The sequence below is a fragment of the Leptotrichia hongkongensis genome, from assembly GCF_041538065.1.
Lineage (GTDB): Bacteria > Fusobacteriota > Fusobacteriia > Fusobacteriales > Leptotrichiaceae > Leptotrichia > Leptotrichia hongkongensis.
Genome location: NZ_JBGORW010000002.1, coordinates 113,479 through 136,271, shown reverse-complemented (window position 1 = coordinate 136,271; position 22,793 = coordinate 113,479). Strand labels below are relative to the sequence as shown.

The 22,793-nt window shown below is 29.8% G+C and carries 22 protein-coding genes; 14 read left to right on the top strand and 8 right to left on the bottom strand.

The window, feature by feature from the left end; all coding sequences use genetic code 11:
* The first annotated feature begins 170 nt into the window (after positions 1-170).
* The 3 genes from uppS to tyrS all read left to right on the top strand — a co-directional run bounded on the left by uppS (position 171) and on the right by tyrS (position 3,304).
* Complete coding sequence (gene uppS / locus ACEG17_RS02205) at positions 171-989, top strand: polyprenyl diphosphate synthase (RefSeq protein WP_372582387.1); 819 nt, start codon at positions 171-173, stop codon at positions 987-989.
* Entirely contained in the window at positions 979-1,905 is a 927-nt protein-coding gene (locus ACEG17_RS02200) for a phosphatidate cytidylyltransferase (protein WP_299572938.1), read from the top strand. Before uppS ends, ACEG17_RS02200 begins: the two co-directional genes overlap by 11 nt.
* Before the next feature lie 160 nt (positions 1,906-2,065).
* On the top strand, positions 2,066-3,304 hold the full coding sequence (gene tyrS, locus ACEG17_RS02195) for a tyrosine--tRNA ligase (protein WP_372582386.1): 1,239 nt from the start codon (positions 2,066-2,068) through the stop codon (positions 3,302-3,304).
* 198 nt (positions 3,305-3,502) lie between these two features.
* Here tyrS and ACEG17_RS02190 read toward each other — a convergent pair whose 3' ends face one another.
* A complete protein-coding gene (locus ACEG17_RS02190) occupies positions 3,503-3,628 on the bottom strand; it encodes a hypothetical protein (RefSeq protein ID WP_372582385.1) in 126 nt (41 codons plus the stop codon).
* Positions 3,629-3,791: 163 nt separating this feature from the next.
* On the opposite strand from ACEG17_RS02190, the gene acpS reads away from it, so the two are divergent.
* The 9 genes from acpS (at position 3,792) to ACEG17_RS02145 (ending at position 12,885) form a co-directional block, all read left to right on the top strand.
* Positions 3,792-4,160, top strand: coding sequence for a holo-ACP synthase (gene acpS, locus ACEG17_RS02185; protein WP_026748444.1), 369 nt, complete (start codon positions 3,792-3,794; stop codon positions 4,158-4,160).
* A gap of 21 nt (positions 4,161-4,181) precedes the next feature.
* A complete protein-coding gene (locus ACEG17_RS02180; protein ID WP_372582384.1) occupies positions 4,182-5,471 on the top strand; it encodes a glutaredoxin family protein in 1,290 nt (429 codons plus the stop codon).
* A 118-nt stretch (positions 5,472-5,589) separates the two neighbouring features.
* Positions 5,590-6,405, top strand: coding sequence for a toxin-antitoxin system YwqK family antitoxin (locus ACEG17_RS02175; protein WP_372582383.1), 816 nt, complete (start codon positions 5,590-5,592; stop codon positions 6,403-6,405).
* A 337-nt stretch (positions 6,406-6,742) separates the two neighbouring features.
* Positions 6,743-7,645 (top strand): DNA-binding protein WhiA, encoded by a 903-nt coding sequence (gene whiA, locus ACEG17_RS02170; protein ID WP_372582382.1) that lies wholly within the window; start codon positions 6,743-6,745, stop codon positions 7,643-7,645.
* Positions 7,646-7,673: 28 nt separating this feature from the next.
* Positions 7,674-8,687, top strand: coding sequence for a tetraacyldisaccharide 4'-kinase (gene lpxK / locus ACEG17_RS02165; protein ID WP_372582381.1), 1,014 nt, complete (start codon positions 7,674-7,676; stop codon positions 8,685-8,687).
* 146 nt (positions 8,688-8,833) lie between these two features.
* Complete coding sequence (locus ACEG17_RS02160; protein ID WP_372582380.1) at positions 8,834-9,613, top strand: hypothetical protein; 780 nt, start codon at positions 8,834-8,836, stop codon at positions 9,611-9,613.
* 21 nt (positions 9,614-9,634) lie between these two features.
* Positions 9,635-10,906: a serine--tRNA ligase gene (gene serS / locus ACEG17_RS02155; protein WP_372582379.1), complete on the top strand. Its 1,272-nt coding sequence runs from the start codon at positions 9,635-9,637 to the stop codon at positions 10,904-10,906.
* A gap of 149 nt (positions 10,907-11,055) precedes the next feature.
* Entirely contained in the window at positions 11,056-11,775 is a 720-nt protein-coding gene (locus ACEG17_RS02150; RefSeq protein ID WP_372582378.1) for a glycoside hydrolase family 25 protein, read from the top strand.
* Positions 11,776-11,901: 126 nt separating this feature from the next.
* The gene (locus ACEG17_RS02145) at positions 11,902-12,885 is read left to right on the top strand and encodes a class II fructose-bisphosphate aldolase (RefSeq protein WP_006805020.1); all 984 of its coding nucleotides are present in this window, start codon (positions 11,902-11,904) and stop codon (positions 12,883-12,885) included.
* Positions 12,886-13,120: 235 nt separating this feature from the next.
* Here the strand turns inward: ACEG17_RS02145 and ACEG17_RS02140 are convergent, their stop codons facing one another.
* Positions 13,121-13,243 (bottom strand): hypothetical protein, encoded by a 123-nt coding sequence (locus ACEG17_RS02140; protein WP_372582377.1) that lies wholly within the window; start codon positions 13,241-13,243, stop codon positions 13,121-13,123.
* A gap of 269 nt (positions 13,244-13,512) precedes the next feature.
* Here ACEG17_RS02140 and pyrG point away from each other — a divergent pair, with 269 nt between their 5' ends.
* Positions 13,513-15,126, top strand: a complete 1,614-nt coding sequence (pyrG, locus tag ACEG17_RS02135) for a CTP synthase (protein ID WP_372582376.1) — start codon at positions 13,513-13,515, stop codon at positions 15,124-15,126.
* A 608-nt stretch (positions 15,127-15,734) separates the two neighbouring features.
* On the opposite strand, the gene ACEG17_RS02130 is transcribed toward pyrG, so the two are convergent.
* From ACEG17_RS02130 to ACEG17_RS02105, 6 genes are all read right to left on the bottom strand, one after another.
* Positions 15,735-15,995, bottom strand: coding sequence for an HPr family phosphocarrier protein (locus ACEG17_RS02130; RefSeq protein ID WP_299574598.1), 261 nt, complete (start codon positions 15,993-15,995; stop codon positions 15,735-15,737).
* 121 nt (positions 15,996-16,116) lie between these two features.
* Positions 16,117-17,760 (bottom strand): Rqc2 family fibronectin-binding protein, encoded by a 1,644-nt coding sequence (locus ACEG17_RS02125; protein WP_372582375.1) that lies wholly within the window; start codon positions 17,758-17,760, stop codon positions 16,117-16,119.
* 23 nt (positions 17,761-17,783) lie between these two features.
* Positions 17,784-18,446: a MarR family winged helix-turn-helix transcriptional regulator gene (locus ACEG17_RS02120; protein ID WP_147004826.1), complete on the bottom strand. Its 663-nt coding sequence runs from the start codon at positions 18,444-18,446 to the stop codon at positions 17,784-17,786.
* Between the two features lie 161 nt (positions 18,447-18,607).
* Positions 18,608-19,240: a ribulose-phosphate 3-epimerase gene (rpe, locus tag ACEG17_RS02115; RefSeq protein WP_372582374.1), complete on the bottom strand. Its 633-nt coding sequence runs from the start codon at positions 19,238-19,240 to the stop codon at positions 18,608-18,610.
* A gap of 52 nt (positions 19,241-19,292) precedes the next feature.
* On the bottom strand, positions 19,293-20,147 hold the full coding sequence (gene rsgA, locus ACEG17_RS02110; protein ID WP_372582373.1) for a ribosome small subunit-dependent GTPase A: 855 nt from the start codon (positions 20,145-20,147) through the stop codon (positions 19,293-19,295).
* A gap of 121 nt (positions 20,148-20,268) precedes the next feature.
* Positions 20,269-21,219 carry a PASTA domain-containing protein gene (locus ACEG17_RS02105; protein ID WP_299573711.1) on the bottom strand — a complete coding sequence of 317 codons (951 nt, stop codon included), beginning with the start codon at positions 21,217-21,219 and terminating at the stop codon, positions 20,269-20,271.
* A 207-nt stretch (positions 21,220-21,426) separates the two neighbouring features.
* Here ACEG17_RS02105 and ACEG17_RS02100 point away from each other — a divergent pair, with 207 nt between their 5' ends.
* The gene (locus ACEG17_RS02100) at positions 21,427-22,680 is read left to right on the top strand and encodes a Glu/Leu/Phe/Val family dehydrogenase (RefSeq protein WP_299573612.1); all 1,254 of its coding nucleotides are present in this window, start codon (positions 21,427-21,429) and stop codon (positions 22,678-22,680) included.
* Positions 22,681-22,793 lie beyond the last annotated feature (113 nt).

Genomic DNA, 22,793 nt, shown 5'->3' with positions numbered 1-22,793 from the left:
ATAAATTTATTAAAGTATAATTTTTATTTTAGAAAGGCTTATTATGGTTAGGGGTAGAATTTTGAAAATTCTGCTTCTTTTTTATGTAATAATTTTACAAACACCTTGAAAAATAATGATTTGGCTGTTATAATTATAGCAATAATATTTTTATTCTTGAAAGGGATAATATGGATAGAGATGAATTGGTGATTCCTAGGCACATTGCCATTATTATGGATGGAAACGGACGTTGGGCTAAGGAGCGTGGAAAGATTCGGCTGGAAGGGCATAGGGCTGGGGCTAGCAGTCTTGAGAAGATTTTAAAGTATGCTGGGAACATTGGTGTAGAATATTTGACTGTGTACGCATTTTCGACTGAAAACTGGAAGAGGCCTGAAAAGGAAGTAAATGGGCTTATGGACTTATTTGCGAAGTATTTGGATAAAGAGAAGAAAAACTTAAAAAAACAAGGTGTAAAATTGCTTGTTACAGGAGCAAAGGAAAATATTTCACAAAAATTGTTAAAGAAAATTGAGGAAACTGAAAATTATTTGGCGGATTGTGAGAATATTGTTTTTAATATAGCGTTTAATTATGGTGGACGTAGAGAGATTATTGATGCTGTGAACAAAGTTTTGGAAACTAAACTTTTGGATCAATCAAGTGAAATAATAGAAGAGAAGTTTAATAATGAAAATAATCGGCTGAATGTTACAAAAAAAGAAGTAAATGGGTTTGTAGATGAAAAGAAAAGTTTAGAAAATATAAAAATTACAGAAGAAGAATTTTCTAAATTTATGTACCGTCCAGAAATTCCAGATCCAGAACTTGTAATCAGAACAAGCGGAGAATTTAGAATAAGTAATTTTTTGCTTTGGGAAATTGCCTATTCAGAGTTTTACATAACAGATGTTTACTGGCCTGATTTTAACGAAGAGGAATTAGATAAAGCAATTTTATCCTTTAATAAAAGGGATAGAAGATACGGAGGACTGAATGTTAAGTAGATTATTTATTATTTTGTTATTTGTACCTTTCCTTTTATGGATATTTTTAAAGGGAAATGTGATGTTTTTGGTATTTACACTTGTAATAACTGGAATGTCGCTGTTTGAATTTTATAAGATGTTAAAGGATAAGGGATTTGAGGTAGCAAGCAGGATTGGAATGGGACTTGGATTGTTTTTACCAGTTGCAATATATTTTCAGGAAAATTCAAAAAATATTTTTTCATATTTTAGATTTGCACTTTTTAAGCAAATTAACTTTGATATGGGAGGATTTATTGTATTTGCAATAATTCTTCTGTCTTTAAGGCAGGTTTTGAAAGTAAAAATCCAAAATGCAATGGCAGAAATTTCATATACTTTGTTTGGAATAATTTATGTATCATATTTATTTTCACATATTTTGCTGATAAAATATGAATTTCCAAATGGAAATATTCTAGTTGTGATGACATTTATGCTAATTTGGGCATGTGATATTTTTGCCTATCTTGTAGGAATGGCAATTGGTGGAAAAATATTCAAACATAGATTAGCTCCAAAAATCAGTCCAAAAAAATCAATTGAAGGTGCAATTGCAGGGATTCTAGCAGTATTTATAGTAATCCTATCTTTTGATAAAATTTATTTATTTATAGCAAATTTCGTATGTGGAATTACATTTTTATCAAAAAACTGTTCTGTAAATTACGATTATGTTGCCATTGGAGGATTAAAAGCCTTTATCCTTGCGCTTGCAATAGGAATCTTTGCCGAACTGGGAGATTTGGTAGAATCCAAGATAAAAAGAGAGTTGGAAGTAAAAGATTCTGGAAATCTGCTTTTGGGACATGGTGGATTTTTAGACAGATTTGACAGTGCGTTATTCGTATTGCCAATTGTGTATTATTTTATGAAGTATGTGGCATATTTATAAAAGTCTTTTAAAGCAAGTTAAATCAGTTGTTATTTTACTTGATATTTATATTAATTTTTGTAGTTAAATTAAAAATGTCGTGATTGCAAGGGGTGGTGATTGTTTCCCTTTGCATTTAATAAAAAGAAAAAATAAAACAGAAGAAGGAGAAAAAATAAGAATGAGTATAGATAGAAATAATGAAATAGAAGTAAAAAACGAAGTAGAAAGACAATTTAATATTTTGAGTCGTGGGTGCGATGAAATAATTAATGAGAATGAATTTAAGAAAAAGTTGGAAAAATCAATTTCAACTAATACTCCGCTACGGATTAAATTGGGGATTGATCCGACAGGTTCAGAGCTGCATTTAGGACACGCTGTGCCTTTAAGAAAACTGAAGCAGTTTCAGGATTTGGGGCATGAGGTGCTGTTTTTGATTGGGACTTTTACAGGGAGAATTGGAGATCCAACAGGAAAATCTGAAACTAGAAAGATGTTGTCAGAGGAACAAGTAAATGAAAATATAAAAACATATTTGGATCAAGTAAAATTGATATTGGACTTGGATAAAATAAAAGTTGTTTATAATGCTGACTGGCTGGAAAAATTATCACTTTCGGATGCGTTGAACTTATTATCGCAGTTCACTGTATCGCAAATGATTTCGAGAGAGGATTTTTCAAAAAGACTGGCTGAAAATAAACCAGTTTCACTAATTGAGTTTATGTATCCGATTTTACAAGGATATGATTCAGTTGAACTGAAGGCTGATGTGGAATTGGGAGCAACAGAACAAAAATTTAATTTGCTAAGAGGAAGAGATTTACAGAAAAACTTTGGACAGGAGCAACAAGTCTGTATGATAATGCCAATTCTGGTAGGGCTTGACGGAGTGGAAAAAATGTCTAAATCACTTGGAAATTACATTGGTGTAAAAGACACTCCAAATGATATGTTTGGTAAAGTCATGTCAATTTCAGATGAATTAATGGAAAATTACTATACAATGATAACAGACGTTCCTTTTGGAAAAATTGAAGAAATCAAGGCTCAAATTGCAGATGGAAGTTTACATCCAATGGAAGCTAAAAAACAATTAGGAGCTGAAGTTGTAAAAATTTACTACGGTGAAGAAGCAGCTAAGGAAGCAAGAGACTGGTTTGAAAACGTATTCAGCAAAAGAAATCTTGACGTAGATTTGCCAGAAGTGGAAGTTCCTTATGGACAAATTAATGTAATTGACTTGCTTGTAAAAGAAGCAAAATTACTTGGAGGAACAAGTGAGGCAAGAAGGCTAATTTCACAAGGTGGATTCAAAATAAATGACGAGGCGATAAAAGATATTAAGGCAAATGTAAATGTCGAAAGCGGAATGATTATTAGGGCTGGGAAAAAGAAAATTGTGAAAGTGAAATAGTAAAATTTAACAAATAAAAAAATCTCTATTTAGGAATTATTTTTTCTTATGTAGAGTTTTTTTTTATAAGTATTAATACTAAATCCCGTTTAGAAATAGGAATAAATTTTTATAATAAGGTTGTTTAATAGCAAATTCGTAATTATTCAATTAAATTATTTTTTAGATATTTTGATTAATAAATATTTTTTCATATTACTATGTTTTTTCTTTTTTATTTTTGTAGGATTGCTCATTGCCGCAAATCCTACAACCTATGGCTAGTCTATGACATTTTTCCATGCTGACAAAAAACTCGCTATGCTCAAACAGTTTTGCCAGCACAGAAAAATTCTCCGACGGGTTATTTATGCTAGACTATGTTTCAAAAATGAAAAAAATATATGTAAACTCATTAAAAATTGAACTACTAAAATTATACAAATTTTGTATTTTTAAAAATTTGTAGTATAATCTAACAATAGTAAGTTTAAAAAAGGAGATAAATATGGAAATATACGGTATTGGGACAGATATTATTGAAATATCCCGAATTGAAAAAGCGATTAATCAGACAAGCCTTTTTAAAAGGAAAGTTTATACGGAAAAAGAAATTGAGCATATTGAAAAAAAGAAACATCCGTATGCCAGCTATGCAGGGAGATTTGCTGCAAAAGAAGCAGTTTCCAAGGCGTTTGGGACTGGGGTGTATGGGTTTTCGCTAAGTGATATTGAGATTTTGAATGATGAGATGGGGAAGCCTTATGTGACACTTTATAATGCGATAAAAGAGAAGGCACAGGGCCTTACAATACAGATCAGTATTTCGCATAGTAGAGAATATGCGGTTAGTACGGTAATTATTTATAAAAAATAAAAAAGAGAGGTGTGAAAAAAGATGGTTTGGAGAAAAGATTTTAATATTGGGATAGAGAAAAGTAGATTTTTTGCGTTGATGATTATGCTTTTTGGTATATTTTGTATAAGTCAGATTGGTTATTCTGTTGGAAATAGTCAGTCAAAGAAAGTAAAAATTGAGTACTTTGGTAGAAAAGACTGTAAAAATTGTGCAAATTTGGAGAAATTTTTGAAGGAATTATCTACTAAAAGGGATGATTTTGAATATGTGGAGTATAAAATTGATGAAAGCAAGGAAGAAAAAGCGTTTTTTGACGAAACTACATCGAAGTTAAAACTTGTCAAGGGGACTCCGATTATTTACATTGACGGACATATTATTCAAGGGTTTAATACAGCTGATACGACTGGGAAAGAAATTGAAAATTTGATAAATTCTGGTAAAACAAAGGATAAGATTTTGACTTTGAAGGAATATGTGGAAAGTGGGCAGACGGGAAATGTGAGTAGTAATGGTGCAGTCTGTACAGGTGATACGGTATGTGAAGTGCCAGGACTTACGAAAGGTGCTGAAAATCAGGTACTTGTAAATATTCCGATTATTAATAAGACTGTTGACTTGACAAATTATTCGCTGCTTACAATGTCAATAATTTTGGGAACAATTGATGGATTTAATCCTTGTGCAATGTGGGTTCTGGTATTATTTTTGACAGCTTTGATTGCTGTTGGAAATAAGGTGAAAATGTTCCGTGTGGCAGGGCTGTTTATCTTGGCTGAAGCTGTAATGTATTTTTTCATTTTAAATGCTTGGATTTATGCTTGGGATTTTGTGGGACTTGACAAATGGGTAACTCCGATTGTTGGAATTGTTGGAATTATTGGTGGGATTTTCTTTATCAGAAATTACTTGAAAAAAGGGGACACTCTAGAATGTGAAGTGACAGACTTTGAGCAGAGGGCAAAAATTTCTAAAAAGATAAAGGATATTGCCAACAAGCCGTTTACATTACTGACAGCACTTGCAATCATTGGCTTAGCACTTTCAGTAAACGTAATAGAATTTGCCTGTTCAGTTGGAATTCCTCAAACATACACAAAAATTCTGCAAATAAATGAAGTTCCATTCTGGACAAGACAATTTTACACATTTATCTACATAATTGGCTATATGTTAGATGATATAATAGTTTTTGGATTTGCCTTAATGAGTGTAAATAAATTGCAATTGACTACAAAATATTCTAAATGGGTAAATCTGTTTGGTGGAATTCTTATGATAATTTTGGGACTCATAATGTTAATTAAGCCAAGTTTGCTTATAATGTAAACTAGAACCAGAAAAATCAAGAATTTAGTTTAAAAAATGGAAAAAATTTGTTATAATGTAAAAAGGTAAATTAATAAAATAAAAAAACAAACTTTATAAAATAATAGGAGATATGAAAATGAAAAAAAATAATAGCAAAAAAATATTATTTATAGCTGGAATGATGATGTTATCAGCAGTTGCATATGGAAAAGATGTCTTTGCAAATTATGGGACAAATTTTGGGAAGGTTAGATTATCGAAGCTTAGCTCATCAAATATGGAAGATGTAAAAAGAATAGATTCTAGCACTTATGAATTGACAGGAAGTGGAGAATATAGAATTATGGAAGAAGGCGGAAGAAGACTTGTTGTTAATTTAAGCAATGGAATACTGAATGGGAAATATGATGAATTTTATACAAACGGAAATAGATTTACAATAGGAAATTATAGAAATGGAAAAAAAGAAGGAGAATGGACAGTTTATACTGAAAATGGAAAAGTCTGGAAAAAATATCAATATAAAGATGACCAATTAAATGGACGTTATTCATCATATTATGGAAAAACAGGGTCTCAGGAAACAGTTGGGAACTATGAGAATGGAAAAATGACAGGAACTTGGACTGAGTATTATGAAAACGGTTCAAGAAAATCACAAGGAAACTATTCAAATGGACAGAAGAATGGATTATTTACTGAATGGAATACCAATGGAGGTAAAAAATCTGAAATCAATTATGTAAATGATGAAATAAATGGGAAAATGAATGTTTACTATGAAAGTGGAAGACCTTTATATGAAGCAAATATGAACGGAGAAACTGGAACTGTAAGAGGATATTACACAGATGGAAGCCTTGGATTTGAGGGAAGCATTAAAGGCAGAAGAAGAACAGGAACTTGGACTTACTATGATAAATCAGGAAATCCTAGAAAAGTAAATTATTAGGCTAGTCATAGGTTATTGCGTAGCAATCTTGCCACAATTTTAATTATCAGGATAAACCTTTACTGCAAGATAAGGATTTGCTACAATGAGCAATCCTACGAAAATAAAAAAGAAAAAAGTTGAATGATTATGAATTATCTATTGAACAACCCTATTATAAAAATTTATTTTCATTTTTAAATAGGATTTAGTATTAATAAAAGTCTGAAAGTCCTTATTTTAACGAAATTTTGTAAATAAGTGTGTAGGTCTTATAAAAATAGAGCAACAATAAACAGCAAAAAGTCAAAAACTTTAATTTAAGAACAGAGAAAAAAATATAAAGAGAGGGGGAAAAATGTCATATTCAGCAAATGTAAAAAGAGAAATCTTTAATTTAGAAAATACAGATAAGGATACTATTTATGCAGAGCTTTTTGGAATTTTTATTGCAAAGAATGTAATTACAGAACACGGAATTTATTTCAGCACTGAAAATGTCTCGCTTGCTAAAAGAATTTATTCAAATTTAAGGGCAGTAACAAATATCCCAATTCAACTAAAATACGTTATTAGTAAACGCCTTGGAACACACAAAATGTATGAAGTGATACTTTTTCCCACTCAGCACAATCAGCAGGAATACAAATCATTTTTAAAAAAAATATACTTTCACAAAAATTTTTCAGTTGTGGAAAACGAAAAACAGCTATCTGGTATAATTAGAGGTTTTTTCCTTAGCTGTGGATATATAAAATCTCCAGAAAAAGCTTATGCAATGGACTTTTTTGTGGATACTGAAGATTCTGCCACTTATTTGTATTATTTGTTTAAACAGATGGGGAAAAAGGTTTTTCAAACAGAGAAAAAAAATAAGAGCCTTGTTTATTTAAGAAATTCAGAAGACATTTTGGATATAATTTTTTTAATTGGGGGAATAAATTCGTTTTTTGAATTTGAGGAAGTTACGATAAATAAGGAAATTCGAAATAAAATTAATAGAAATATGAATTGGGAAATTGCAAATGAAACCAAAAAATTATCGGCTTCTGAAAAGCAGATTAATATGATAAAGGTAATTGATGAAAAAATGGGTCTTTCAGAATTGACAGACGTATTAAGCGAAACAGCAAGAATTCGACTAGAGAATCAGGAAATGTCTCTACAGGAACTAGCAGACTTAATGGAAATTTCGAAATCTGGAATAAAAAATAGATTTAGACGGCTGGAAACAATTTATAAAGGACTGTTAGAAAACTAATTAAGAAAGTTAAGCTGAGGAAAAATTAATGAAATTATTGTCGATTATATACGGATTTATCGTTTTTTTACGAAATAAACTTTATGATTTGAATATTTTTAAAGAAAAAAAGGTTGATGGAGTGGAAATAATTTGCATTGGAAATATTGTGGCAGGAGGGACTGGGAAAACACCAGCTGTGCAGTATTTTGTGCAAAAATATTTAGAAAAGAATAAAAAAGTTGGAATTCTAAGTCGAGGCTACAAGGGAAAACGGGAAACTGATTTATTGCTTGTACGGGATGAAAAAAAGATTTATGCCGCTTCAAAGGAATCAGGAGATGAAGCCTATTTGCATGCCTTAAATTTTCAAATTCCTGTCGTAGTATGTAAAAATCGTTATGAAGGTGCAACTTTTTTAAAAGAAAAATGTGGTGTGCAAACAATTATTATGGATGACGGCTTTCAGCATAGAAAATTGAAAAAAGATAAAAATATAATTCTGATTGATGCAACAAATCCTTTTGGAATGAATGATTATTTGCCAAAAGGCCGATTGCGGGAATCGCTTGACTCTTTAAAAAGAGCTGATGAAATTATTATTACAAAAAGTAATTATGTTTCGAGAGAAGAAATTACGAAAATTAAGGAAAGACTGGTAAAATATCAAAAACCGATTTCTGTTGCTACTTTTGAAGAAAGTTATTTTTACAAATTAAATTTTGAAAATAGGAAAAAATTGGGTAAAATAAATAATGAAAACAATATAAGAAATGAAAAATTTCCATTAGAAATTATTAAAAATAAAAATGTTCTGATTTTTTCTTCAATAGCAAATCCAGCTGTATTTTATCAGACAATAAAAAAATTAAATCCAAGTAATATTGATGAAATAAAATTCACAGATCATCACGTTTACACAAGTGAAGAAATTTTGGAAATAAAGGAAAAAGCCCAAAATTATGATTATGTTTTGACAACGGAAAAGGATATTGTGAAAATTGATGAAAATATAGAAAATTTAATGATTTTAAAAATGGAATTTAAAATTGTTGAAAAATAAAGTGGATTTAAGGTTTTGGCGAAATTAAAATTTTACAAAATTTTAAAAATAAAAGTTATAAAATCAAATATAAAAAATATTGTAGTTATTAAAAATTAAAATTTTTACAAAGATTATAAAATGAAGCAGAAGGGAGGAATTAAATTTTGACTGAAAATAAAAAGCTGGAAAGTGAAAATGTCTTTTTAAATACAGAAAATTTTTCAGAATTTATTCTAAAATATAAAAATAATTTTGAAAAACGAAAATATTTTCAGCTTGACAAAAATTTTAAGATAATAGTTAAAGAACCATCATTTATACTAGAATTGGGATATATTTATTTTAGTAAAAACAAAAAAAATGAAAATGTAAAACAAATCATAAGTAAACAATTTTTGGAAACATTTAAAGAAAAAAACAAAAAAATAGAGCGGTTAAGTAAGATTGAACTTCTAAAATTAATAGATGGATTTAGAAGAGGTATTTTTAACAAAGAATCAATTTATGCTGTAAAATTAGGGAATGAACTACTGTATCGGGATAAAGATAAATTTTTTGAAATTTTATACAACTATTCATTAATTTCAACAGATACAAATAAACTTGTAAAAACTTTTTTTGCAGAAAAAATGATAGAAAAAGTTGAAACTGAAAATGGTTCAAAATTTAACGAAATTCGTGATAAAATAGATGAGATAATAAAAAATGTCATAAATTATTTCATAAAATCTGATTCAGCTTTTCTAAATTTTGAAAATGTAGAAAACTTAAACTATTTTGTGGAAAATCAAGCTGATGAACTTTACAAAAAAATTTATGTGGAAAACTATGATAAAATTGTGGAAAAGTATAATATCCAAAACGTAAAAAAAATAGAATTTAGTAAAAATTATGATTTTGAAAATTTAAGTGAAAGTAAAAAAATACTATATAAATATATATAAAAAGAAAGGAAATAAAAAATTATGTTGGAAATGAGATATATAAGGGAAAATGCCGATAAAGTCAGAGAATATTTAAAAAATAGAAATAGTGACTTTGATTTGGATTCATTGCTGAAATTTGATGAAGATAGAAGAAATTTGCTTCAGGAAGTGGAAACGTTAAAGAAAGAAAGAAATGAATCAAGTGCGTTGATAGGAAAATATAAACAGGAAGGAAAAGATCCTGCTGAACTACTTGCGAGAATGCAGACTGTCAGCGCAAAAATTAAGGAACTTGACCAAAAGGTAGCAGAAATTGATGAAAAGCAGTTGGAGCTTGCTTATACGATTCCAAACAAATTAAGTGATACGACTCCAGTTGGAAAAGATGAAGATGATAATGTAGAAGTCAGAAAATGGGGAACTCCAAGAGAGTTTGACTTTGAAATAAAATCACATGATGAATTAGGAGTAGAACTAGGGATTTTGGACTTTGAAAGAGGGGCAAAACTTGGTGGTTCAAGATTTACAGTTTATAAAAATGCAGCGGCAAGACTGGAAAGAGCTTTGATTGCGTTTATGATTGATGTTCATACTGGGGAACATGGGTTTGAAGAGATTTTTACACCACAATTAGTTAGACGAGAAATGATGGTGGGAACAGGACAGCTTCCAAAATTTGCTGATGATGCCTATAAAATTGAAGGCGATGAAATGTACTTGATTCCAACTGCAGAAGTTACACTTACAAACTTACATAACAGCGAAATTCTAGATGAAGAGGAATTACCTAAATATTACTGTGGATATACAGCTTGCTTCAGAAAGGAAGCTGGTTCTGGAGGGCGTGATTTAAAGGGACTTATAAGACAGCACCAGTTTAATAAAGTGGAAATGGTAAAAATTGTAAAACCTGAAACTTCTTATGATGAACTTGAAAAAATGGTAAACTGTGCAGAAAAAATATTGCAAAAACTGGAATTACCATATAGGGTACTGGCACTTTGCAGCGGAGATATAGGATTTAGTGCGGCAAAAACTTATGATTTGGAAGTTTGGGTGCCAAGCCAAGGAAAATACAGAGAAATTTCTTCTTGCTCTAATACAGAAGACTTTCAAGCTAGACGTGCAATGATTAAATACAGGGAAAAGGAAACTGGAAAAAGCCATTTTGTGCATACTCTGAATGGATCAGGACTTGCTGTGGGGAGAACATTGCTTGCCATTATGGAAAATTATCAGCAAGATGATGGAACTATAAAAGTTCCAGAAGTATTAGTACCTTATATGGGTGGAATGACAGTTATAAAGTAACAAAAGGACTCTAACCGTATTAACATCATATTAATCTGATTTTTTCCTAAACTGTCAAAAACTGCTCTAAAATTAAGTACAATAATAAAAATAGGTTATTTGAGAATTTTAAAAATAATTTTGTTATTAAATAACTGAACGGAGAGAATATGGAAAAATTTATAAAATTTTTGGTAATTATGATAATTGGTGGAGGTATAGTGGGGTTTCTAGAACTTAGTGGTTATTTATATCATAATGATATTTTGGTAGAATTAGCTGGATATAAAGTTCATGGGCTGGATATTTCACATCATCAGGAAAAAGTGAATTGGACTCTTGTTGATAAAAAATATAAATTTATCATTTTAAAAGCGACAGAAGGACAGAATTTTCTTGATACGGATTTTTTATATAATTGGAATAACGCTAGATTAAATGGATTTGTAGTTGGAGCATATCATTTTTTTGTAATGACTAGCAGTGGAGAAGCACAAGCGGATTTTTACATAAGTAAAGTCCCTGATTCTGAGAAAACATTACCTCCAATTATTGATCTTGAAATTTCTACAAAAAAATACAAAAAACCAGATGTAATTGAGCATTTGAGAGTTATGGTTGAAAAACTTGAAAAACATTATAAAAAAAGAGTAATTTTCTATGTGAATTATAACACTTATAATGCATACATAAAAGGTGAATTTCCTGAAAATAAAATTTGGATTACAGATTATAAATATTTTCCTAAAATAGACGAAGATAATAGGTGGATAATTTGGCAAGTTTCAAGACGTGGCAGAATTGAAGGAATCCCAGGATTTACAGATAAAAATGTACTTAGAAAAGGAATGACAGTGGAAGAACTCATAAATCAAAGTAAAATAAATTAAGTAAAGTAGATTAAAAAATATCTTATTTTTAACATTATTTTTTGTTTTCTATTGATTTTTATACGAAAATTTGATAACATATAATTAAAGAAGTTAATCTAATTAATAAATATTAGGAGGCGTAAAATGAAATATCATTTTAAAGATTTAGGATTAAGCAACACTAAAGAAATGTTTGCTAAAGCAAATAAAGAAGGTTACGCAGTACCTGCTTTTAACTTTAACAACATGGAACAATTACAAGGAATTATCGAAGCGTGCGTTGAAGAAGGATCACCAGTAATTCTTCAAGTATCAACAGGTGCAAGAAAATATATTGGTAAAGAAATGTTACCTTGGCTTGCAAAAGCTGCAACAGCTTATGTAGAAGCATCAGGATCAGACATTCCAGTAGCATTGCACTTGGATCATGGTCCAAATTTTGCTGAAGCAAAAGACTGTATCGAATACGGATTCTCTTCAGTAATGTATGATGGATCTCACCACCCTTACGATGAAAACGTTGCAGAAGCAAAACAAGTTGCTGATTTTGCTCATCAACACGATGTTACAGTTGAAGCTGAATTAGGAGTTTTAGCTGGAATCGAAGACGATGTAGTAGCAGCAGAACATGTTTATACTCAACCTGATGAAGTTGAAGACTTCGTAACAAAAACAGGAGTTGATTCATTAGCAATCGCAATTGGAACTTCTCACGGAGCCCACAAATTCAAACCAGGAGACGATCCTAAATTAAGATTGGATATCTTGGAAGAAATTGAAAAAAGAATACCTGGATTCCCAATCGTATTACATGGTTCATCAGCAGTACCTCACCAATTTGTTGAAATGATTAACCAATATGGTGGAAAAATTGCAGATGCAATTGGTATCCCTGATTCAGAATTAAGAAAAGCAGCTAAATCAGCAGTAGCTAAAATTAATGTAGATACTGATGGAAGATTGGCTTTCACAGCAGGAATCAGAGAAGTATTCGCTAAAAACCCAGGAGAATTTGATCCTAGAAAATATGTAGGACCTGCAAAAGACTACATGAAAGAATATTACAAAGATAAAATCAGAAATGTATTTGGATCAAATGGAGCTTACAAAGCTGGAGCTGCAAGATAATAACAAATAAAAAATGAAAATTAATTTGGACTATCTCGAGTTTATTCTCAAACTTGGGATATTCCTTTTAAGTTTTACATAAATAAAATTTGTTTAAAAGAGGTGAAAATTTTTTTTTTCCTCTTTTTTTGTGGGAAAAACAACATAATTATTTAAAAATATAAATAGAAAAATAGTTATTGTTTAAAAATAAGAATAAATTTTATAATAGGGTTGTTCAATAGCTAACTCATAATCATTCAACTTTTTTATTTTCGTAGGATTGCTCATTGTCGCAAATCCTACAACCTATGGCTAGTCTACGACATTTTTCTGCACTGCCAAAAAACTCGCTATGCTCAGACAGTTTTGTCAGCACATAAAAATGCTCCGACGGATTAGTTTATACTAAACTTTATTTAAAAAATAAAAATTATATCTTAAATTACTTGAAAATATTAGGTTTATATCTTTTATTAGAAAAGTTTATAATAAATTCGTTATTTAAATGGTCATAATAACTAAAACAGAAAAAAAGATTTGATTGGATAGTTTAAAAAATAATATCTTACTAAATTAAGTGATATTTTATAAAAATGCCAAAAATATTTAAAATTGAATAAATAGGAATAGAAAATAGGAGGAAAAATGAATACACATAATGATTCAACAAAATATATATTTGTTACAGGTGGAGTTGTTTCATCGCTTGGAAAAGGAATTGTGGCTTCTTCTTTAGGAAGATTGCTAAAAGAGAGAGGATATAAGGTTACAATTCAGAAATTTGATCCATATATAAATGTTGATCCAGGAACTATGAGTCCTTATCAGCATGGGGAAGTTTTTGTTACAGAAGATGGAGCAGAAACTGACTTGGATTTGGGGCATTATGAGAGATTTATCAATGAGAATTTGACAAAGTATAATAATTTGACAACTGGAAAAATTATGTCAAAAATTATTGCAAAAGAGCGTCGTGGGGAATTTTTAGGAGGAACTGTGCAAACTGTGCCTCACATGACAGATGAAATTAAGTACAATGTTATAAAAGCTGCTGAGGAGAATAACTCTGATATTGTAATTACTGAGATTGGTGGGACAATTGGGGATATTGAAAGTGATCCGTTTATTGAAGCAATTCGTCAGTTGAAAAGAGAAGTTGGAAGAGAAAATATTGCTTACATTCATGTAACATTATTGCCTTATTTAAAAGCAGCAGGAGAATTGAAGACAAAACCTACACAACATAGCGTAAAAATGCTTCAAGGGCTTGGAATCTCGCCAGATGTGATTGTAGTGAGAAGTGAACATCCTGTTGATGAAAATATTAAGAAAAAAATCTCGATTTTCTGTGATATTGATGAAGAGGCAGTGATTGAATCGCTTGATGCTAAAAGTCTTTACGAAATACCATTAACTATGGAAAAATTAGGGCTTGCCGATGTAATTTGTAAACATTTTAAAATAAAAAATGAAAAGCCGTTACTGACTGAATGGACTAAAATGGTAGAAAAATTCAAAAACCCTAAAAAGATTGTAAAAGTAGCAGTTGTTGGAAAATATATTGAATTAAAAGATGCTTATATCAGTATTCATGAATCAATCGAGCATGCTGGGTTTAATCTTGATACAAAAGTTGAAATTGATTATTTTAAGGCTGGAGAATTTGATGTGAAAAAACTGGCTGATTATGATGGAATTTTAGTGCCAGGTGGATTTGGTGACAGAGGAGTAGATGGAAAAGTTGAAGCGATAAAATTTGCAAGAGAAAATAACATTCCATTCTTTGGAATTTGTCTTGGAATGCAAATGGCTTGTGTGGAATTTGCAAGAAATGTACTTGGCTATAAAGATGCAACTTCGACAGAATTTGAAAAAGACACTTCATATCCAATTATAAGCCTTATGGAAGAACAAAAAGGTCTGAAAGATATGGGAGGGACAATGCGTCTTGGAGCATATCCATGTGTATTAAAAGACGATAGCTTGGCTGCAAATATATATGGAAAAACTGAAATAACTGAAAGACATAGACATAGATACGAATTTAATAATGCTTACAGGGAAGAATTTGAAAAAGCTGGAATGGATATTGTAGGATTATCTCCAGATGGAAATTATGTGGAAGTAATCGAAATAAAAAACCATCCATATTTTATAGCATCACAATACCATCCAGAATTTAAAAGCCGTCCAAATCGTCCACATCCATTGTTTACAGGCTGGATAAAAGCGGCATTAAAGAAACGAAGCGAAAAATAATGATAATTAATTGAAAAATAAATTAAGCAGGAAAATTTTTATTAATTAGGAGTTTTTCTGCTTTTTTATTTTGGAAATTTTGAATTAGTAAAATTGAAATTCTAGAAATGTAGGTGAAAGGAGACAGCCTACTTAAAATATAAACAAAATAAACTAACCATTTAATATAAACTTTTTCAATAAAGGATAAAAACCTAGTATTTCAAAATAATTAAAATATAATTTTTTTGTTTTAATAAACTGACGGAGCTTTTATTTGCTCAACTACGGCTGTTTGACGACTGAAAGGAGGAGTTTCGGAGTTGAGCAAATAAAAGTCGTAGTCTAGCCATAGGTTGTAGGATTTGCGGCAATGAGCAATCCTACGAAAAGAAAAAATAAAAAAGTTGAATGATTATGAATTAGCTGTTGAATAACCTTATTATGAAAATTTATTCTCATTTTTAAATGAGGAATAGTATAAAGTATAGTATGAAAATATATAAAAAATAAAAAAAGACAATCTTAAAAATAAGAAAGCCTTTTTATTTTTTAGTTTAATAAAACATATTTTCTATAACAAATCTATAAAAAACAATATTTTTATTTCACTTAATTACTACAATTTATTAGTCTCTAATAGTTGCTAATAATTCTCCTAAAACTTCAACTGCTTGATCAGCATCAGGTCCTTCAGCGTAAACTGTAACTTCTGAACCATTTTTGATCCCAATTGATAATAGTTTTAATAAAGATTTTCCGTTTACTTTTTTTCCTTCATTTTCAACTTCTACTGTACTTTCAAATTCTTTTGCTTTAGCAACAAATACTCCACCTGGTCTTGTATGTAATCCTGTAGGATTTGTCATAGTAACTGTTTTACTTGCCATTTATTTATCCTCCTTAATTATATCTCTACCTTAATTTTACAACAGTTTTCGGTATTTGTCAATAAGTCTGAAGAACATTTTTTCTGTTGGGCAGTCAAACAATCTAGTTTATTTAAAAAAGTTATTGAACATCAATTAATAAAGAGTGAAAGTTTGTATAAATAACATTTCCGGGTTTACTGTTTTTTATTTTTTTTACAAATTTTCTTTCACAGTAATCAACAGTAACTTTGTCGCCTTTTTTCGCTTTAGAATACTCACATGCAAGGTTTGCGGCATGCAAAAGAACATCGTTTGGAAGTTCTTGATTATTTCGTAAAATAAGGACATGGCTTCCAGGAATATCCTTTATGTGCAACCAAATGTCATTCGGTTGTCCTTTGGAAAAGGAAATTTCCTCATTTTCCTTATTGTTTCTACCAACAAAAATTTGAAAGCCTTTGTAGTCAAATGACAATAGTTCACGTTTTTTTGGTTTGTTCAATTTAATTTTATTTTTTGATTTATTTCCATTATTTGTTAAATTCAGTTCATTTTCAATTTCTTCAATTCCAATAAAATCATTTTCTTTTTCGATAAACATTTTTATTTCTTCAAAATATTTTATTTCGTTTTGAATATCTAAAAATCTAGAATTTAAGGCTGAAATAGTTCGTTTTCCCTTATTATATTTATTATAATAAAAATTCAGATTATCGTTTGGAGATAAGAGCGGATCCAAATTTATTGTAATTTCCTGATTGTTATAAAAGTCAAAAACTGTAACTTTTTTCATTCCGTATTTTATTTGGTGCATATTTGCTGCCAAAATATCCCCGATATTTTTATAATTTTCAAAATTTTCATTTTTTTTCAAGTCAATTTTTATATTTTTTTCAATTTTTTTGAATTTTTTTATTTGAGAGTCAACATATTTTAGCAAGTTTTTCTTTTTTTCACTAATAACATTGGAAGTAATAGTTGTTTTAAAATAAGCGTTTAACCCATCATTTAAGGTTTCAAAATATTTTCTTCCATTTTCATTTTCACTTTCCAAATTTTTATTTTCCTTTTGACTAAATTCAGAAAATTCATTGTAGGTTAGCACTTTCTGGATTTTTCCACGATTTAAGATTTCGTACATTACTGGTTTGTAGCTGGATAAATATTTTTTGAAAGTATCATAATCCTGCGAACATTCCAGTGCAAAGGCACGCCCCACACCTTCAATTTTTTCCATAAAAGATTCTGTTTCAAATGGAAAATTTTCAGCTTCCAGATAGATAGGTGAAATCTTTTTTTCCTCAAATGGCAACGTATATTTTGCACCAGTCATAATAACACGGTTCCCAACATCAATTGAAGTAAAATAAAGCGCAGACAAAATTTTGTCCTTGCTAGTCAGAAAAATATTGCTCGCTTTTCCCATAATCTCAATAATTAACGTATATTTTTCCACATCTCCAAACTGATTTAACTTCTCAAAGTCAAAATAAACAATCCTGTCAAAACCTTCTTGTCTGATATTTATCAAAATTGAATTTTGCAGATATTTTTTTAATGACAATAAAAATTTTGACTGAAAATCAGTATTTGGATCTTTTTCATCTTTTAAATAAAAAATCGTTGAATTGTCCTTTACTTGAAAAATTAAGTTATTTTTTCCAAAAAAGAGTGAAAATGAAACTCTGTCATATTGGAAAATCTTTGTCAGTTTATATCGTAATATTTTTTCTTTTATTTCTTTTATCAAAAATGAAATCCCAATTCCATCTAAATAAAGCATATTTCACTCCCTTTCTACAACTTTTAAAGCGTATTTTTCCTAACCATAATATTTTCTGCATCCTCGATATTTAAAACTTTTTCATCCCCATCAACAATTAAAGTTATTAAATATTTATCAATATTTAAAATTTTTATAAGTGATTTTATCATAACGCCTTTTTCGTTTAGGTATTTTCTAATTGCAGTACTTCCTTTGATTGAAGAGACTTGGACTAAATCATTTTTTTCAAAATTTAAGATTGATTCAGGTTGAATGTCTTTTTTGACTTTATCTAGGTTTTTTACGATTGTTTCAAAAACTTCGATAAATGTGTCCAGTTTTTTTTGTGGAATATCGTCTGTGATTTTTTCTAGAATGTTTGAGTGAAAATCTCCGTGATAGTTTAATGCAACTTTTCCTTTTGAAGTTAGTTTTACAAAAACTTTACGTCTATCAATATCTGATCGATAGCGTTCTAAAAATTGTTTATCAGTCAGCTTGTTTACTGCAACTGAGGCAGTTCCCATTGTAATGCCCAATTTATCAGATAATTCATTCATTGTAATTTCATTTTCTCCAATAGCTTCAATAATATGAAGCTCAGATGTAGTTAAACATTTAATTACCTGATTTAAATTTATTTCTTCAATTTTGTAATATGTTTTATAAAATTTATCTAATAGATTTTCTATTTTTTCATACATTTTAACTGTTCCTTTCTTCTTTTATTTGCAATTTTTTATTTTATCTGTTTTTTCATATTTCTTACATTTAATCTCTTTTAATATCTAATAGATAGATAAACAATTTTAGAATTTGAATAAAGCAGACATAATTTTTGAGTTCAATTTAAGATACTTTTACATTATTTCAGGGAATCAATTTTTTCTTTATAATTTCCACTAAAAATATAGGAACCTGCAACCAGCACATTTGCCCCAGTTTCTTTTACCAGCTTAGCAGTTTTGTCATTTATTCCACCATCCACTTCAATATCAATGTTTTTGTTAATTTTTCGCAAATCTTTTATTTTCTGTATCATTTCAGGAATGAATTTTTGCCCTCCAAAACCGGGATTCACAGTCATAATTAGAACCATATCAATGTTATCCAAGTCATATTTTATAACATCCAGTGGCGTAGATGGATTTAATGCGACACCTACTTTTTTCCCAAAAGATTTTATTAACTGGATTGTTCTGTTCAAGTGCTTTGTAGCTTCGGCATGGATTGTAATTATGTCTGAAAATTCAGCAAAATCTTTTATTAAATAATCTGGTTCGTTTACCATCAGATGCACATCAAACACAAGGTTGCTATGTTTTCGTAAAGATGAAATGACAGGAGCTCCAAAGCTGATATTTGGAACAAAATTTCCATCCATAACGTCTAAATGCAGATATTCTGCTCCAAGTTTTTCCACTTCTGTGATTTCTTCCTTTAGCTTACTAAAGTCTGCAGCAAGCAGCGAAGGTGCTATTATAATTTTTTTATCCATAAAAAATCAACTCTTTTCTTTAATTAAATATTCTTAAATTAAATGTCAGGTTTTAGGTATATTTTAAAAACCGTATATTTTCAAGCGAGTATAAATAAAAATCATACCGTTCTTTTGAAATATTGCCATTTTCTACATTTTCCTTAATCGCACAATTTGGTTCATTTACGTGAATGCAATCTCGAAATTTACAGTCAGGAATAAATTCGAGAAACTCTGGAAATAATTTTTCCAGTTCTTTTTTTTCTTCCAGCTTAGGAAAATCAAGTGTTGAGAATCCTGGCGTGTCTATTATGTATGAATGTGGAGCTGGCATAAAAAATCGACTTTCTATCGTAGTATGACGCCCTTTTTTAGTTTTCTCGCTAATATCGTTTGTAGTTAGTATTTCTTCTCCAATCAAAGTATTAATAAGCGTGGATTTTCCAGCTCCCGACGGTCCTGAAACTACAACAGATTTTTCATTTATATATTGCTTCAATTTTGTAAGACCAGTATTTGTTTGTGTAGAAATCGGAAAAACAGAAATCGTATCTCTAAAAATTTTTCTGAATTTATTTAAAAATTCTTCCAGCTCTTCTTCTGAAACTAAGTCAATCTTGGATAAGATTAGTACAACCGGAATATTTTGAGAGTTTGCATTTAAGAGCATTTTCTGAAAATTTATAAAATCAAAATTTGGGCTTTTTATTGCAAAAAGAATACCGATAAAATCAATATTTGCAATAAGTGGACGATATAAAAAGTTTTTTCTTTTTTCAATTTTTTCAATAACTTTTTCCTTTTCGTCAAATTCTACACAGTCTCCGATAATACAATTCATTTTATCATTTTTTACTTTTAAAGTTCCACGTAATTTACATTCATAAATATTTTCTTCATTTAAATTTTTGGAATTTTCATCCAAAACATAGTAAAATCCTTTTATTTTTCTAATAACTTTTCCTTTAATAAAAATATTTGGGAGAAATTTTAAAATAAAAATTCAAAATAACTCCCATCTCCTTTCTAAATTTTTCTTGTTTTAGCTATTCATCACCATTATCTCCACCGCTGGAATTGTTATTTCCGCCACCTTGTGTATTATTACGTGGAGGAGATTGTGTATTTCCATTATTCTTCTGTTCAGAACCTTGCTGATCTATTTTGTTAATTGTGTTATCAATGATTTTCTCAATTTCCTGATTATCTATTTCTTCTTGAGACTGGTTGATAATTTCCTCAGTTGATTTTTCACGTTTTTTCGGAGCAGCTCCAGTATTTAACACAATTGATATTTTCTGTCCTCTCTGAATCTTCGTTCCAGCTGCAGGATCTGTAGAAATAATCGTATTTACAGGCAATGTTGGGTCACTTGTACGTGAAATATTTCCAATATCAAGTCCAATTTGTTTTAACAATTCTCTCGCATCGTTTAAGTCAAGTCCTGTTATATTTGGCATAACTGACGGATCTACCATTTGCTGTGAAGAAACCAGTATTGAAATTTTTTGGTTAATCTCAAGTTTTGTACCTGGTTTTGGATAAACTCCTAAAATTGTATTATATTTCTGGTTAGATGGATAATAATCAATTGTTTCTATTTGAATATTTTGCCCTTTTAACCGAGATCTTGCTTCAAGCAGTTCTAATCCGATAATATTAGGGACTTTTACATCTTCTCCATTATTTACCCAGATTCTTATAACTCTGTTTACTTTAACTTCCTTACCTGGACGTGGATCTTGGTTATAAACCGTATCCAGTGGTACTTTTTCTGTTTTGGAATTAATAACTTTGACTTTCAACCCAGCTTTTTTCAAATATTTTACAGCATCCTTCTTGTCAAGGTTCATAACATCAGGAATAACTGTAAGCCTAGTGTTAAAAAAATGACGTTCAAAAACATCTTTTCCAAATCTTATTAATGCCACTAAACAAAGCAGTACAATAATAGTTCTAAAAAATTTTCCATAATTAAATTTATATCTTGTGGCCATTTTTCACCTCATTATTTTTATTGTTAATTCTTTACTCTATATAATATCATAAATATTGAAAAAATGATATAAATTATTTTTCTTTATCTTACTAACAAAAAACACTTGCAATTTTATATAGAATTGTAGTATGATGTAACAGTAGAGAAGATTTTTAACAGAGAGTTTAAAAATCAGAACAGACTAGAGAAAAGTGAGGTAGAAACAATGGCAAAAGAAACATTAAATCCATTTGAGATTGCTCAAAAACAAATCAAATCAGCTTGTGATAAATTAAATGCAGATCCAGCTGTTTATGAAATTTTAAAAAATCCAATGAGAGTATTGGAAGTATCGTTCCCAGTAAAATTAGACGACGGAACAGTTAAAACATTTGTAGGATACAGATCGCAGCACAACAATGCAGTAGGTCCTTTTAAAGGTGGACTTAGATTTCATCCAGGTGTAACAAGAGATGAAGTAAAGGCATTGTCTACTTGGATGACATTTAAATGTTCAGTAGCAGGAATCCCTTATGGTGGTGGAAAAGGTGGAATGGCAATTAACCCTAAAGAATATTCTAAAGCTGAGTTAGAAAGAATCTCTAAAGGTTTTGCAAAAGCAATTTCACCAATCATTGGAGAAAAAGTTGACATACCAGCTCCAGACGTTAACACAAATGGACAAATCATGTCCTGGATGGTTGACGCTTATGAAGAAGTTGCAGGAAAATCAACAAAAGGTGTATTCACAGGAAAACCTTTAGAATTTGGAGGATCACTTGCAAGAACAGAAGCCACTGGATACGGAGTTCATTTAACAGCTAAAAAAGCATTAGCAAAATTAAACATTGATGTTAAAGGAGCAACATATGCTGTACAAGGATTTGGAAATGTTGGATTCTATACAGCTTATTATGCATATAAAGATGGTGCAAAAATTGTAGCATTTTCGAATTCAAATGTTGCAGTTTACAATGAAAATGGAATCGACATGGAAGCTGTAATAAAAGATTTTGAAGAAAATGGACGTATTGCAGCAAACAAAGGATATGGAAAAGATATTACAAATAATGAATTGTTAGAATTAGAAGTTGATGTTTTAGCACCATGTGCCTTAGAAAATCAAATTACTTCTGAAAATGCTGATAGAATTAAAGCAAAAGTAATAACAGAAGGAGCAAATGGACCAACTACTCCAGAAGCTGATGAAATCTTATTCAAAAAAGGAATTATAGTTATTCCTGACATTCTAGCAAACTCAGGTGGAGTTGTAGTTTCATACTTTGAATGGGTACAAAACTTACAAAGTTACTACTGGCCATTTGAAGAAGTTCAACAAAAAGAAGATGTATTATTGTCAACAGCATTTGAAGATGTATGGAACTTAGCGGATGAATACAAAGTAGATTTAAGAAATGCTGCTTATATGAAGAGTATCGAAAGAATTTCAAAAGCAATGAAATTAAGAGGATGGTATTAATTTTTTAAATTCTTGATTTAAGTTAAATGTAAAAAAAGAACCTATTTCTATTTTATTGATTATAGAGTAGGTTCTTTTTTTATTAAATTAATGCATATTAGATAATTTAAATT